Below are 14,170 nucleotides of genomic sequence, written 5' to 3'. Positions count from 1 at the left end.
ATTCAGGAAATTTGAACATACCCGGCAGAATATCTGGCTAACAATGCAGCGTCCATAGCTTTACCATTGTTTTAGTGTAAAGAGAGGTCAAGAATATGATTACTACCCGAACCGCCAAACAGTGTGGCAAGGCCGATTTTGGCTGGCTGCAGGCCCGATACACCTTCTCCTTTGGACACTACTTCGATCCGAAACTGCTGGGATATGCCTCCCTGCGCGTGCTGAATCAGGAAGTGCTTGCCCCGGGCGCTTCGTTCCAGCCGAGAACGTATCCGAAAGTTGATATCCTGAATCTTATCCTGGAAGGTGAAGCCGAATATCGCGACAGTGAAGGGAATCACGTTCAGGCCAAAGCGGGCGAAGCGCTGTTGATTGCGACCCAGCCGGGCATCAGCTATAGCGAGCACAACCTCAGTAAAGACAAAACGCTCACCCGAATGCAGCTGTGGCTTGACGCCTGCCCGGAGCGGGAAAACCCGTCGGTGCAGAAACTGACCCTGACCGACACCGCCCAGCAGCTTGTGGCGTCGCCCGATGCAAGCCTTGGTAGCGTGCAGTTGCGCCAACAGGTATGGGTCCACCACATCCAACTGGAGAAAGGTGAGCAGCTCAGCTTCCAGCTTCATGGTCCACGCGCCTATTTGCAGTCGATCCACGGCACCGTCCATGCGGTGACACCACAGGCAGAACGTGAAGGATTGACCTGCGGGGATGGGGCGTTTATTCGCGACGAGGCCAACATTACGCTGGTGGCGGATACAACGCTTCGCGCGCTGCTGATAGATTTACCGATATGATCGAAAAAATCAGGCTGGCGCAGGAAGCCAGCCTGATGTTCTCACCCGACTAGCGGGCTTTGTGCGACATAATGTCGATGATTTGCCGGTCTGTCTGCTGCATTGCCTGGCAGGCCAGGGCGCAGAGATTGGCCACCGACTCCTCCACGTCGTGCGCCACAATCCCCTCGTTGCCGGTCACGGCGGTGTTATCCAGCGCCATCAGCACCGCTTTCCATGCCGACGACACGCTGGTTGACACTTTCATCGCGCAGCTATTCGATGCGCCATCACATATCATCCCGCTGACGTCACCAATCATGCTGCCAATCGCCCTCGCCAACGTCTCGTAGCGGCCGTCAATCAGCCAGCTCATGCCCGCCGCGGCTCCCATTGAGGCCGTGGTGGCGGCACACAGCGCCGATAAACGCGGCAGTTGAGCGTGGATGTAGATAGCGCTCAGATGCGAGAGCATCAGCGCCCTGGCCAGGCGCTCGTCGCTGACTTGAAAGTGTTCGGCCACCACCACCACCGGCATGGTGGCGGCGATCCCCTGATTCCCTGAGCCGGAATTGCTCATGGCGGGCAACGAAGCGCCCCCCATTCGAGCATCCGATGCGGCGGTGGTACGAATCACTATCTCAGAGGCCAGACCGTGGCCCATTAACCCACACTGGCGTTGTTTTTCCAGCGTCGCACCGATGTGTAATCCCCATTTGCCCTGCAATCCCTCCTGAGAAAGTGCGTCGTTGAGCCTCGCAGCCTCGAGGATGAAACGGATCTCTTCCAGCGGGACATGCTCAATAAAATTGAGGATCTCGGCAAGCGACGTGCGGGACATGACCTCAAGCAGGTCATCTTCCTTCAGTTCCCCGGCGGCAGGCTGATGAGCAAACAGCGTTTCGCCCTGCTTTTCGAGATTGACGATGCGGGTGTGGCCTCCGGCGATAGTGGCACTGGCCCAGCGGTCTTTACACCACACTTTGGCCCGGGCGTAGAGCAACTCGTCGCAGGGTTCCTGCACCCGGAGACACACCTTGCCCTGATCCAGCAGCCGTTTTGCCTGTGCAATATCATCCTGGCTGGCCTTTTTCAGCACCTCCAGTCCGGCATCCGCATCGCCCCCCAGCGCACCTAGCGCCACCGCAATAGGCAGCCCCACCATACCGGTGCCCGGCACGGTGACGCCCATTCCATTTTTCATCAAATTTGGGGAAACCCAGGCTTCAATGCGCTCAACCTCGCCTTCCAGTTGCGCAGCGGCTAACGCGCCCGCCAGCGCCAGCGATACCGGCTCGGTACAACCCAGCGCAGGCTTCACTTCTGCCCGTACGGCGTGGATTAACTTTTTCCATAACGGAGAACATTCAGGGTTCAACATACTTTCGACCTTAACTCTTACTCAGGGAACACACAGCCTCGCCTCAGGAGAAGGCAAGAAACGGCGATATGCACAACAGCAAACCGGTAATAATGATTATCTTCAGCGACAGGCCTTTATACTTATGCAGCGCAGGCACTTTGTAGACCAGCCAGGCAGGGATCAGGCACCCTACCATGCCGAAAATGGGGCTACAGATTGAGGTAAAACTCAGCACCGGTGCATTCAGGACAATCGCACTCCAGGACAGCAAAATAGCGAATACCATAATCCCGCCCTGCACATATTTTTCATTGATGCGCTCGGCAGGATATTTGCGGCGCAGCAGGTTCATCACAATGCCCTGCGTGGCTTCACGAAAGCCGAGATAAACGCCGAAGAAGGCGGTCATCACGGCGAAAATATTTAAGATAACGCTGACGATTTTTACCCAACCGGCACCCTCCCCGCTAATAAACTGGGCGGCAATGGCTAACGCAGAGATATTTTGCTCATACGCTTTCACCGCCTCGTCATGCCCCATCGCCAGCGTGAATGACACTGCATAGAAAAAGACTGTGACGAACAAAATACCAAAGGCAATATTCATCGCCCGCAGCGCTTTATACCGCGCCACCTCGCGTGATTTCTCACGAGAACGATAGGAGATAACCATCGGGCTTAAGGTCTGAATAAACAGGATCGAGGTCAGGGTAAAGGGCAGCGTAATAATGGCGTTTTTGATCAACAACCCCATCGGCGGCAATGAACCGGCGTTATACAGATGCCAGAGTCCCATCATCGACACGCCCAGCGCGGCCACCACCAGAAGCTTGGTCAGCACCATCAGGCTTGAGACCTTGAACAGCAGTTGCTCACCCCGGGAGGAAATTGCCACCAGAATACAGATCAGGATCAGGCCATAAAACGGGTTATCGGAAAGCAAGCCGTCCGTCACGCCAAAGGTGTGTAAATACGAGGCGCTGTCGTTGGTTATTGCCGTGGAATAAACAAACATCCAGATAACCAACATCACAAAATAGAGCGCACCTAACAGAATGCCCCAGTTTTTACCAAGATAACCGCTAATCACGCTCGGGTAGTCTTTGCACTCTGGCGATTCCGCCAGGGTGTTGATAAACAACCGCTGGAATAAATACATCGCCGGATAACCAATAATAGATGAGAGCAAAAATACCCATAGCCCCATTAATCCTACCTGAACCGGTAAAAAGACAATTCCGGCCCCAATAGCCATGCCGATACTCATAATGACCCAACCGGTATCGGTACTGTCGAATTTAATTGCTGCCTGCCATTCGCTTTCCGTCATATTGCCCCGACGACCGGGCATGACACCATCCACAACGACGCTGCTTTGTGTAGTCGTTTCCATAAAGATCTCGCTTGTAGGTAGAGGTTTTATTATTTTTCGAACCGTATCTGGGCGATATACGGTGCGTGGTGCAGGCGAGTTTTTAGAATGAAGAAATCATACGCGCAGGCCCGGAGAAAAAAATCGCCATTCGCAGCGTAATCTGGGAAGGAAAGGGAAATTATTTTATCTATAGAATGTAATGAAGAAAATTATTCTATCACAAGCGTATGTGAGAGGCAGATCACAGTCCAATTTTTAGACAAAAAAAGACCCCGATGACGAATCACCGGGGTCGTATTATCCGTTCTGCTTAATTCTCGAGAGACTGTGCCAGATCATCACGGATCTGCTTGCGCTGTTCCGGAGTCAGGACCTGGTTCAGGTCGAAGTAGTATTTCACGCGGTAGTAGCGGGTCTGCTGCTCAATTTTACTGAACGCTTCCAGCTGTGATTTCACCGCTTTCTCATTCCACTTGCCAGACTGAATAACGTCAATCAATGCGCCATCTTTCACGTCTTTCATGGAAACCTGTTCAACGTTCTTTTCCATCGCATCGTGCAGACTTTTGATTTTTGCCACCTGGTCGTTGCTCAGCTTCAGGTGCTGAACAATCGGATCCTGGGCAGGTGCAGGAGCCACATCAGTATTGGCAGCCTGGGCAACACCGGTGAAACCAATCAGGGAAGCGGTCAGCAGGGCAATACGCGTCATTTTGTTCATTGTTCATTTCCTTAAAAGTAAACGGGGTATTATTTGCTAAGGAGTGATGTACAGGTATGAACAATTATGAATATATATTTGAATGTAAACGAAATTCAGAAAGCAAAAACCCCGCCGAGGGCCGGGGGTTGGAAGCAGTTGAAGCTGACCGATAAGCCGCTTTCTTTTGGGTATAGTGTCGTGGACAGTCATTCATCACATCACCAAAAAGCAAAAACCCCGCCGAGGCGGGGTTTTGGAAGAAGTTGAAGCTGACCGATAAGCCGCTTTCTTTTGGGTATAGTGTCGTGGACAGTCATTCATCACATCACCAGAAAGCAAAAACCCCGCCGAGGGCCGGGGGTTGGAAGCAGTTGAAGCTGACCGATAAGCCGCTTTCTTTTGGGTATAATGTCGTGGACAGTCATTCATCACATCACCAGAAAGCAAAAACCCCGCCGAGGCGGGGTTTTGGAAGAAGTTGAAGCTGACCGATAAGCCGGGTTCTGTCGTGGACAGTCATTCATCTAGGCCAGCAATCGCTCACTGGCTCAAGCAGCCTACCCGGGTTCAGTACGGGCCGTACCATGTGAACCCCTATTTGGCCTTGCTCCGGGTGGAGTTTACCGTGCCACGAACTGTTGCCAGTCGCGCGGTGCGCTCTTACCGCACCCTTTCACCCTTACCTGATCCCGCTTGCGCGGGCCATCGGCGGTTTGCTCTCTGTTGCACTGGTCGTGGGTTTCCCCCCCAGGCGTTACCTGGCACCCTGCCCTATGGAGCCCGGACTTTCCTCCCCTTCGCCCGTCTCCCCCCGAAAGAGGACGACGACGAAGCGGCGACTGTCTGGTCAGCTTCGGCGCGAAGTATAGAGGGTTCGCACCGCTTTGTCACCCTTGAACCTACAGCTTGTCGAGGATGGTGTACGCCGCTTTGACGCGCTCAGTATTGGGATACATCTTGTTAGCCAGCATCACAATGCCAATCTGCTTCTCGGGGATAAAGGCCACGTAGGCACCAAAGCCGTTGGTCGATCCGGTTTTGTGCACCCACGATGCCTTCACTGCCGGCACCGGCGGTTCAATCGCCGACACCGGCTGTGCCGCCAACGCGACCTTATTGTCGCTGCCGTTAATTACGGTGGTAGCGGCTACCGGCCAGTTGAGCATTTCCCAGCCCAGCCCCTGATACATGCTGCCGCTGCGCCAGTAGCGGGATTGCGCTTTTTCGATGCCCTGTTTCAGCATCGGGTCGCTCACCTGCTGCGGATTCATGTTGGCCTGCACCCAGCTCGCGATGTCTTCCACGGTCGATTTCACGCCGTAGGATTCGGCATCCAGCATCCCTGGCCCGACGTGCATCGCCTTGCCATCACGGTAGCCCCAAGCGTAATGCTTTTCTTCACTGGCCGGAATGTTAATCCAGGTATGGTTGAGGTTCAGCGGCTGTAATACGCGCTTCGTCATTGCCTCTTCAAAGCCCATGCCGGACGGTTTAACCATCAGCGCACCAAACAGACCGATGCTCGAGTTGGCATACACCCTGCGAGTGCCCGGTGCCCATTCCGGCTGCCAGTTCTGATAAAACTTCAGCAGTGCCGCTTGATCGTTGGCCTCGTCGGGAACCTGCAACGGCAATCCGCCCGCCGTGTAGGTGGCCAGATCCAGCAGCGTAATCCCCTGCCACTGCTTGCCGGTCAATTCAGGCCAGTATTTTGTGGCCGGATCGCTGAGTTTCACTTCACCACGCGCCAGCGTATTACCGCCCAACACACCGGTGAAAGTTTTACTGATGGAGCCCAGCTCAAAAATTGTCTGCGTCGTCACCCGTTGTTTGGTTGAGACATCAGCCACGCCATAGGTAAAGTAGTGTGGCTTACCCTGATAAATCACCGCCACCGCCATACCGGGGATAGCCTGGGCTTTGATCAACGGCTTCAGGGTTTGATTGACGGTATCTTCTAACTGTTTGTCAGTTAATGTTTTTTGCGCAGCAAAACCGGAAAACGACGCGCTGAGAACCAGCGCACAGCAGAGTGTTTTTTTCATCATTGAAATTCTTCCATAAGTCACACGATTGAATGTCCGGGCCCTTCAGACAGGCTCAGTCTGCGGGATTTGACTGTCGGCCACAAACGGTTAAATTTAGCAGTAGCCTTAAGCTTTTCTAACGGATAGCCCATGACCCGGAGTTATATTCCCCTTAATTCGCTACGTGCCTTTGAAGCGGCGGCTCGGCATCTTAATTTTACGCATGCCGCCATTGAGCTTAACGTCACGCACTCGGCTATCAGTCAGCAGGTCAAAGCCCTTGAGGATCACCTGAACTGCCAGCTGTTTGTCCGCGTTTCACGCGGGCTGCGGCTGACGACGGAAGGCGAAAGCCTGCTGCCGGTGTTGAACGATTCGTTTGACCGGATCGCGGGGATGCTGGACCGATTTGCAGTCTCGCACGAGCGGGAGAAACTAAAGATCGGTGTAGTGGGGACATTCGCGACTGGCTTTCTGCTGCCCCGGCTGGCGGATTTTCGCCGCAGCTACCCGTATATCGATTTACATCTTTCCACCCATAACAACCGCGTCGACCCGGCGGCTGAAGGGCTGGATTACACTCTTCGCTATGGCAACGGTGCCTGGCACGGGACCGATGCGACATTTCTATGCCATGCACCGCTGGGACCGCTGTGCAGTCCAGCGCTGGCCGCAGAACTCCACACGCCTGCCGACATACTGCGCTTCACGCTGCTACGCTCGTATCGGCGCGATGAATGGAATTCATGGTTTGAGGCCGCCGGGGCGCAGCCACCTTCGCCGACCCACGAGGTGATGGTCTTTGATTCCTCGGTCACCATGCTGGAAGCCGCGCAGGCAGGAATGGGCGTCGCCATCGCCCCGGTGAACATGTTCACTCACCTGCTCAATAGCGAGCGCATCGTCCAACCGTTTGATTGCCACATTCACCTCGGCAGCTACTGGCTGACGCGGCTGCAATCCCGCCCCCAAACCCCAGCCATGGATGATTTTTCCCGCTGGCTGGTGAATCAGAGCCTGTAGCGAAAGCGCACTGCCACACTTTCGCAACCCTTCCATTTCTTTCGATTCTTTCGTTTATTCGATCCAAATCACAAAACAACATTCCGAAAGCCTATAGTTTATTTCGAAGATGATAAACGAAAGAATTCGGAGGAAGAATGTTCATCATTTCGACCAAAGCGATGCTGAAGAAGGCTCAGCGTGCAGGTTATGCCGTTCCAGCCTTCAACATTCACAACCTTGAGACGCTACAGGTCGTGGTAGAAACCGCGTCAGAGCTTCGCTCTCCGCTGATTGTGGCGGGAACTCCGGGAACATTCAGCTATGCCGGCACGGGGAATGTTGTGGCAATTGCCGCTGAACTTGCCAGAAGCTACACCCATCCTCTGGCCATCCACCTCGATCACCATGAAAGTTCGACTGACATCGAGCAAAAAGTAAAAGCCGGTGTGCGTTCAGTCATGATTGATGGTTCGCATCACGCATTTGCCGAGAACATCGCCCTGGTCAAAGAGGTGACTGACATTTGCCATCGCTACGACGTGAGCGTGGAGGCCGAACTGGGACGCCTGGGCGGGCAAGAAGATGACCTGACCGTTGACGCAAAGGACGCCCTTTATACCCATCCCCTTCAGGCTCGCGAGTTCGTCGAAAAAACAGGCATCGACTCGTTGGCCGTCGCGATTGGCACCGCCCACGGACTGTACGTGGGAGAACCCAAACTTGATTTTGACCGTCTGGCGGAAATTCGTCGGCACGTCGAGGTTCCGCTGGTGCTGCACGGTGCGTCGGGGCTTGCGACAGAAGACATCCGCCGAGCGGTAGCGCTGGGCGTTTGCAAAGTTAACGTTGCAACCGAACTTAAAATCGCATTCGCCAATGCACTCAAAGACTTTTTGAGCCTCCATCCCGATGCCAGCGATCCCCGGCATTACATGATCCCCGCCAAAGCCGCGATGAAACAGGTCGTCAGCAAAGTCATTCTTGATTGTGGCAGCGAAGGAAAACTTTAGCTCAGCAACATCAGGGCCCGATCGATTTTGAAATTTAAACCATTAGCAGTAGTGCAACACTATCGGAGAGTAACGTGAAAGAGATTATCGCCCGTCATAAACGCGGGGAACATTTGGGGATTTGCTCCGTCTGTTCGGCGCATCCGTTGGTTATTGAAGCCGCATTACGCTTCGATCTGAATAGCGACAATAAAGTATTGATCGAAGCCACCTCTAATCAGGTCAATCAGGATGGCGGCTATACCGGAATGAAACCGGCGGATTTTCGCGATTTTGTGCATCAGATTGCGCAGGATGTTGGCTTCCCGCTCGAAAGACTCATTCTTGGCGGCGATCATCTCGGCCCAAACTGTTGGCAACATGAATCTGCAGCCGCGGCGATGAAAAAATCCGTCGATCTTATCAAAGCTTATGTCGCTGCGGGTTTCAGCAAAATCCATCTCGATGCCTCAATGTCCTGTGCTGACGACCCTACACCGCTTGATCCTACGGTCGTCGCCGAACGCGCTGCCGTGCTCTGCCAGGCAGCGGAAGCCACAGCAACAGAAGAACAGAAACGCTTACTCACCTACGTCATCGGAACGGAGGTTCCCGTCCCCGGTGGTGAAGCCAGCACGATTGGTACGGTGCACGTCACACAAGAAAAAGATGCCGCGCGCACACTAGAAACGCATCAAATTGCATTCCGGGCCTTAGATCTGGAAGAAGCATTAACGCGAGTGATTGCGATCGTTGTCCAGCCCGGCGTTGAATTCGATCATACACAGATTATTCACTACCAACCGCACGCGGCCGAAGCGCTGTCTGGCTGGATCAAGCCGACCCCAATGGTCTACGAGGCCCATTCAACCGATTATCAAACCCGTCAGGCCTACCACGCTTTGGTGCGCGATCACTACGCCATTCTGAAAGTCGGCCCGGCGCTGACCTTCGCGCTGCGAGAAGCCATTTTTGCACTGGCCCAGATGGAAAACGAACTGATCTCCCCGGAAAACCGCAGTCATGTGCTCAAGGTGATTGATGAGGTGATGCTCAACGAACCGAGTTACTGGAAGAAGTATTATCACCCTACATGGAGCCAGGCCATGGTTGATATTCATTTCAGTCTTTCTGACCGAATCCGCTATTACTGGCCTCATCCTCGTATCAGGCAAAGCGTGGAGAAACTTATCGCCAATCTGAATGAGGTGTCATTACCGTTGGGATTAATCAGTCAGTTTATGCCGGTTCAGTTTGAACGCCTGGCCGATAATTCCCTCGCCCCCACCCCACACAACCTGATTATTGACAAAATTCAGGACGTGCTCAGGGCCTATCGTTTTGGCTGCACGGCCCAGACAGCCTGACCCCGGAGATTCTATGAGCCAACTCTTTGTTCGTACCGGAATTGACTTCAGTTCACGCCAGCAGGTGCTGGCCCACATTGGTGAAGAAATGCTGGCCAAAGGGGTCGTGCATGACACTTATCCAGCGGCATTACTTGAGCGGGAGGCCGTTTTTCCGACCGGGATTGCACTCGAGCAGCATGCTGTCGCGATCCCGCACTGCGAAGCCATTCATGCGAAATCACCCGCGCTTTATCTGATTCGCCCCACCCGCCCGGTGAAATTTCAACAGGCGGATGATGACGCAGAGATCGACGCGTCGTTAATTATCGCCCTGATCGTTGAAAACCCGACGGCACAGTTGAAGCTACTGCGTCGTCTTTTTGGTGAGTTACAAAACCCGGAGACCCTTGTCGCCTTGCTTAACGCTCCTGATTCCGAACTGACCACGCTGTTCCAGGAAACCGTTCTCGACCCTCAACCTTGCATTCAGAACTAATAAAAAACCGATAATAAAAGGAATACCCTATGAAACGTAAAATCATTGTGGCCTGCGGTGGGGCGGTAGCAACCTCCACTATGGCCGCTGAAGAAATCAAAGAGCTCTGTGAAGCGAACAACATCACGCTCGATTTAGTGCAGTGTCGGGTGACGGAAATCGAAACCTATATGGATGGCGCGGATCTCATCTGCACCACCGCCCGCGTTGATCGTACCTTTGGTGATATCCCCGTGGTTCACGGTATGCCGTTTGTTTCCGGCGTGGGTATCGAAGCTTTGCAGCAAAAAATCCTGAATATCCTCGTGGGGTAACGCCATGTTTAGCGAAATAATGCGTTATATCCTCGACTTAGGCCCAACGGTGATGCTGCCTCTGGTGATCATCGTTTTCTCTAAAGCACTGGGGATGAAGCTCGGCGACTGCTTTAAATCAGGGCTGCATATCGGCATTGGGTTTGTCGGAATCGGTCTGGTGATTGGGTTGATGCTGGATTCCATTGGCCCTGCCGCTAAAGCTATGGCCGAACAGTTCCAGATTAACCTGCATGTAGTCGATATCGGCTGGCCGGGTTCTTCCCCAATGACCTGGGCCTCGCAAATTGCGCTGGTCGCCATTCCGATTGCGATTGGGGTGAACATCGTAATGCTGGTCACCCGGATGACCCGCGTTGTTAACGTCGATATCTGGAATATCTGGCATATGACCTTTACCGGCGCGATGCTGCACCTCGCCACCGGTTCGTACTGGATTGGTATTCTCGGGGTCGTCCTTCACGCCGCCTTTGTCTACAAACTTGGCGACTGGTTTGCGAAAGACACCCGCGACTTTTTCGAACTGGAAGGAATTGCGATCCCACATGGTTCCTCGGCCTATATGGGGCCAATAGCCGTACTGGTTGATACCATCATTGAGAAAATCCCCGGACTGAACCGCATCCACTTCAGCGCTGATGACGTTCAGAAACGCTTTGGTCCCTTCGGCGAACCGGTCACCGTTGGCTTTGTGATGGGCTTGGTGATTGGTCTGCTGGCGGGATATGACACCAAAGCCGTCCTGCAACTGGCGGTGAAAACGGCAGCCGTCATGCTGCTGATGCCGCGCGTCATCAAACCGATTATGGATGGCTTAACACCGATAGCAAAACATGCTCGTAAACGCCTGCAGGCGAAGTTTGGCGGTCAGGAATTCCTGATTGGTCTGGATCCCGCCCTGCTGTTAGGACACACCTCGGTGGTCTCTGCGAGCCTGATTTTCATTCCGCTGACTATTCTGATTGCCGTACTGGTTCCGGGTAATCAGGTCCTGCCGTTTGGTGATCTGGCAACCATCGGTTTCTTCGTTGCAATGGCGGTCGCGGTACACCAAGGCAATCTGTTCCGCACCCTGATTTCAGGTGTCATCATCATGGGTATGACGCTCTGGATTGCCACGCAAACCATTGGCTTACATACTCAGCTTGCCGAAAACGCGGGTGCATTAAAGGCCGGAGGAATGGTCGCGTCAATGGACCAGGGTGGCTCGCCGATTACCTGGCTGCTCATCCAACTGTTCACCTGGCAGAACATCACTGGTTTCCTCATTATCGCCGTGGTTTATCTGACGGGCGTACTGCTGACCTGGCGTCGGGCGCGTAACTTTGTCGCCGCCGAAAAAGCGGCATCCATTCAGCAGGCGGAAAGCCTTTCTTAATATCAGGGGGGCCCTCGCTCCCCTGCTCATTTCTGGAGAATCTTATGAAATCAGTGGTTATCCACGCTGAGGGAAAAGTGCGCGTTGAAGAACGCCCTATACCACAATTGAAAACCGATGATGACGTGCTGGTCAAAGTCGTCAGTGCAGGGCTGTGCGGATCAGATATTCCGCGTATTTTCAGCCATGGCGCGCATTATTATCCCATTACGCTGGGGCATGAATTTAGCGGCTATGTCGAATCCTATGGCACCGAGGTGACCGATCTGCAGCCCGGTGATGCCGTCGCCTGCGTACCTCTACTCCCATGCTTTCATTGCCCTCAGTGCAAGCGCGGATTCTTCTCTCTGTGTAAATCGTATCAATTTGTCGGCTCACGCAGCGAAGGGGGAAACGCAGAATATGTGGTCGTGAAACGCGCGAATCTTTTTCGTTTACCTTCGACGATGCCCATTGAGGATGGGGCATTTATCGAGCCAATCACCGTAGGGCTTCATGCTTTCAACCTTGCTCAGGGCTGCAAGGACAAAAACGTCATTATCGTTGGCGCGGGAACCATTGGCTTGCTGGCAATGCAGTGCGCGCGAGAACTGGGTGCGAAAAGCGTCACGGCGGTGGATATCAATCCTGAAAAACTGACACTCGCCAGAACGCTGGGGGCGACTCACGCATTAAACAGTCGGGAGATGAGTGCAGCAGAGATCCAGTCCGCCCTGGCTGAACTTCAATTTGATCAACTTATTCTGGAAACAGCAGGCGCACCGCAGACCGTAGCCCTGGCCATTGAAATCGCAGGCCCCCGCGCTCAGATGGCGCTGGTAGGTACGCTTCATCAGGATTTGATACTGAATACTAACGTGTTCGGGCAAATTCTGAGAAAAGAGTTAACTCTTCTCGGCTGCTGGATGAACTACTCCAGCCCCTGGCCGGGAACAGAATGGGAAACCGCCGCACATCTGTTGACGGAAAAGCGACTGCAGCTGGAACCGTTAATCGCCCATCGCGGTGATATGCAAAGCTTTGCCACCGCAGTTGAAGCGTTAGACGGTGCACCAATGCAGGGAAAAATCTTGCTCAGCCTGTCTTAAAATTATGAGCCAGCTGTCCTGGCTGGCTCCCCTTTACTTTCGAAATTTATCGTTCACCTTTCACTATCCTTCGATTACACTAGCCACAATTAATTGTCAGGCATATCAAGATGAACTCATTTGAACGAAGGAACAAAATAGTCGAACTGGTTCACTCCCAGGGAAGCGTATTGGTTCTGGATCTTTCGAATGCCTTTGGTACTTCAGAGGTAACCATTCGCGCAGATCTGCGTTTGCTGGAAGATAAAGGCTTAGTCACGCGTTTCCATGGTGGTGCGGCAAAGCCCGGCAGCAATTTAGCCGAAGCCGACAACCAGGAGGTGGTACTGGAAGAGCGTTACAAACTGGCAAGCGATCCTAAAAAGCGCATCGCGCAGGCCGCAGCAAAAATGATCGCCGAAGGCATGACGGTGATCCTCGACAGTGGAAGCACGACACTGCTGATTGCCGAAGAGCTGGTCAAGAAAACCAATATCACGGTGATCACCAACAGTTTACCCGCCGCCTTTACTCTGGCTGAAAATAAAGACATCACGCTGGTCGTTTGTGGTGGCACTGTCAGACACAAAACCCATTCGATGCACGGCACTATCGCGGAACAGTCCTTACAAGGCATTAGCGCTGACTTAATGTTTGTTGGTGCAGACGGCATTGATGCCACCAATGGGATTACCACCTTCAACGAAGGTTACTCGATAAGCGGCGTGATGGCAGCAGCCGCACACCACGTTGTCGCCGTGCTGGACGCCACCAAATTCAACCGTAGGGGCTTCAATCAAGTCCTGCCGATGGACAAGATTAACTGTGTCATTACTGACAGTAGCATCAGCAAACAAGACATTGCCGCCCTCGAAAAAGCAGGTGTGGAGTTAAGGACCGTTTGATTGAGGGTCTGCTATGAGCGAGGAGTGGACGTTTATATTTCAAATAAAATCCCCGGCCGTAGCCGGGGATTGATAAGGATTGGAATAATTCTACAGATTATGAAACCTGATGAAGTTCCAGACCTTGTTGCACCAGTAACTCAACATCACTGCCAGCATGATGATAAACCTCGTACTGAACACCGCCCGCCGTCACCTGGCCGGCATCCTGCCAGGTGTTGTGCGCCAGGTCTTCAACCTTCAGTTCAACCACGTCACCGGCATCACCGGTCACCGCCAGTTGCTTATGACCATCCTGCACAAACAGATTGTCATGCGCTTCACTCAGAATATCGTTCAGCGTGAGCTGAAGGGTATTATGCGCATGGTCGGTCATATCGACTGCTGCTGGTAATGTATGTGAATCATCAATCTGAGCGAGTG

The 14,170-nt window shown here is 53.3% G+C and carries 14 protein-coding genes and 1 other RNA gene; 9 read left to right on the top strand and 6 right to left on the bottom strand.

The genetic code is table 11. The features are described 5' to 3' along the window. Positions 1 to 95 precede the first annotated feature (95 nt). Complete coding sequence (locus ACG0Z5_RS15950; RefSeq protein WP_394449055.1) at positions 96 to 797, top strand: pirin family protein; 702 nt, start codon at positions 96 to 98, stop codon at positions 795 to 797. A gap of 49 nt (positions 798 to 846) precedes the next feature. On the opposite strand, the gene ACG0Z5_RS15945 is transcribed toward ACG0Z5_RS15950, so the two are convergent. From ACG0Z5_RS15945 to ampC, 5 genes are all read right to left on the bottom strand, one after another. After that, positions 847 to 2,157: a serine dehydratase subunit alpha family protein gene (locus ACG0Z5_RS15945; RefSeq protein ID WP_394449052.1), complete on the bottom strand. Its 1,311-nt coding sequence runs from the start codon at positions 2,155 to 2,157 to the stop codon at positions 847 to 849. 43 nt (positions 2,158 to 2,200) lie between these two features. Beyond that, entirely contained in the window at positions 2,201 to 3,532 is a 1,332-nt protein-coding gene (locus ACG0Z5_RS15940; protein WP_394449050.1) for a hypothetical protein, read from the bottom strand. A gap of 292 nt (positions 3,533 to 3,824) precedes the next feature. Beyond that, positions 3,825 to 4,235, bottom strand: coding sequence for a Spy/CpxP family protein refolding chaperone (locus ACG0Z5_RS15935; protein ID WP_394449047.1), 411 nt, complete (start codon positions 4,233 to 4,235; stop codon positions 3,825 to 3,827). Between the two features lie 458 nt (positions 4,236 to 4,693). Then, positions 4,694 to 5,072, bottom strand: an RNA gene (rnpB, locus tag ACG0Z5_RS15930) — RNase P RNA component class A. Between the two features lie 44 nt (positions 5,073 to 5,116). Then, the gene (gene ampC / locus ACG0Z5_RS15925; protein ID WP_319627348.1) at positions 5,117 to 6,265 is read right to left on the bottom strand and encodes a CMY2/MIR/ACT/EC family class C beta-lactamase; all 1,149 of its coding nucleotides are present in this window, start codon (positions 6,263 to 6,265) and stop codon (positions 5,117 to 5,119) included. Between the two features lie 129 nt (positions 6,266 to 6,394). Here ampC and ampR point away from each other — a divergent pair, with 129 nt between their 5' ends. The 8 genes from ampR to ACG0Z5_RS15885 all read left to right on the top strand — a co-directional run bounded on the left by ampR (position 6,395) and on the right by ACG0Z5_RS15885 (position 13,747). Continuing rightward, positions 6,395 to 7,267, top strand: coding sequence for a LysR family transcriptional regulator AmpR (gene ampR / locus ACG0Z5_RS15920; RefSeq protein ID WP_319627349.1), 873 nt, complete (start codon positions 6,395 to 6,397; stop codon positions 7,265 to 7,267). 137 nt (positions 7,268 to 7,404) lie between these two features. Further along, positions 7,405 to 8,259, top strand: a complete 855-nt coding sequence (locus ACG0Z5_RS15915; protein WP_394449043.1) for a tagatose bisphosphate family class II aldolase — start codon at positions 7,405 to 7,407, stop codon at positions 8,257 to 8,259. Positions 8,260 to 8,333: 74 nt separating this feature from the next. Further along, complete coding sequence (gene gatZ, locus ACG0Z5_RS15910) at positions 8,334 to 9,605, top strand: tagatose-bisphosphate aldolase subunit GatZ (RefSeq protein WP_394449040.1); 1,272 nt, start codon at positions 8,334 to 8,336, stop codon at positions 9,603 to 9,605. 13 nt (positions 9,606 to 9,618) lie between these two features. After that, positions 9,619 to 10,083, top strand: coding sequence for a PTS galactitol transporter subunit IIA (gatA, locus tag ACG0Z5_RS15905; RefSeq protein WP_394449038.1), 465 nt, complete (start codon positions 9,619 to 9,621; stop codon positions 10,081 to 10,083). 29 nt (positions 10,084 to 10,112) lie between these two features. Next, a complete protein-coding gene (gene gatB / locus ACG0Z5_RS15900) occupies positions 10,113 to 10,397 on the top strand; it encodes a PTS galactitol transporter subunit IIB (RefSeq protein WP_319786132.1) in 285 nt (94 codons plus the stop codon). Positions 10,398 to 10,401: 4 nt separating this feature from the next. Then, positions 10,402 to 11,775 (top strand): galactitol-specific PTS transporter subunit IIC, encoded by a 1,374-nt coding sequence (locus ACG0Z5_RS15895; RefSeq protein WP_394449035.1) that lies wholly within the window; start codon positions 10,402 to 10,404, stop codon positions 11,773 to 11,775. Between the two features lie 44 nt (positions 11,776 to 11,819). Further along, a complete protein-coding gene (gene gatD, locus ACG0Z5_RS15890) occupies positions 11,820 to 12,863 on the top strand; it encodes a galactitol-1-phosphate 5-dehydrogenase (protein ID WP_394449032.1) in 1,044 nt (347 codons plus the stop codon). A gap of 110 nt (positions 12,864 to 12,973) precedes the next feature. After that, entirely contained in the window at positions 12,974 to 13,747 is a 774-nt protein-coding gene (locus tag ACG0Z5_RS15885; RefSeq protein ID WP_394449029.1) for a DeoR/GlpR family DNA-binding transcription regulator, read from the top strand. A gap of 97 nt (positions 13,748 to 13,844) precedes the next feature. Here the strand turns inward: ACG0Z5_RS15885 and ACG0Z5_RS15880 are convergent. Further along, positions 13,845 to 14,170, bottom strand: a 326-nt coding sequence (locus tag ACG0Z5_RS15880) for a Biofilm associated protein A (protein WP_394449026.1), incomplete at its 5' end; no start/stop codon positions are given.

It is taken from the genome of Scandinavium sp. M-37 (genome assembly GCF_043558715.1).
GTDB classification, from domain to species: domain Bacteria; phylum Pseudomonadota; class Gammaproteobacteria; order Enterobacterales; family Enterobacteriaceae; genus Scandinavium; species Scandinavium vulneris_A.
The sequence above is the reverse complement of the archived record's forward strand: the minus strand, read 5'-3'. Positions and strand labels throughout refer to the sequence as shown.

Coding starts and splice junctions, on each gene's coding strand:
- ampR (WP_319627349.1), top strand. CDS start 6,395: ATGACCCGGAGTTATATTCCCCTTAATTCGCTACGTGCCTTTGAAGCG.
- gatD (WP_394449032.1), top strand. CDS start 11,820: ATGAAATCAGTGGTTATCCACGCTGAGGGAAAAGTGCGCGTTGAAGAA.
- gatB (WP_319786132.1), top strand. CDS start 10,113: ATGAAACGTAAAATCATTGTGGCCTGCGGTGGGGCGGTAGCAACCTCC.
- ACG0Z5_RS15935 (WP_394449047.1), bottom strand. CDS start 4,235: ATGAACAAAATGACGCGTATTGCCCTGCTGACCGCTTCCCTGATTGGT.
- ACG0Z5_RS15895 (WP_394449035.1), top strand. CDS start 10,402: ATGTTTAGCGAAATAATGCGTTATATCCTCGACTTAGGCCCAACGGTG.
- ACG0Z5_RS15945 (WP_394449052.1), bottom strand. CDS start 2,157: ATGTTGAACCCTGAATGTTCTCCGTTATGGAAAAAGTTAATCCACGCC.
- ACG0Z5_RS15950 (WP_394449055.1), top strand. CDS start 96: ATGATTACTACCCGAACCGCCAAACAGTGTGGCAAGGCCGATTTTGGC.
- ACG0Z5_RS15915 (WP_394449043.1), top strand. CDS start 7,405: ATGTTCATCATTTCGACCAAAGCGATGCTGAAGAAGGCTCAGCGTGCA.
- ampC (WP_319627348.1), bottom strand. CDS start 6,265: ATGATGAAAAAAACACTCTGCTGTGCGCTGGTTCTCAGCGCGTCGTTT.
- ACG0Z5_RS15940 (WP_394449050.1), bottom strand. CDS start 3,532: ATGGAAACGACTACACAAAGCAGCGTCGTTGTGGATGGTGTCATGCCC.
- ACG0Z5_RS15885 (WP_394449029.1), top strand. CDS start 12,974: ATGAACTCATTTGAACGAAGGAACAAAATAGTCGAACTGGTTCACTCC.
- gatA (WP_394449038.1), top strand. CDS start 9,619: ATGAGCCAACTCTTTGTTCGTACCGGAATTGACTTCAGTTCACGCCAG.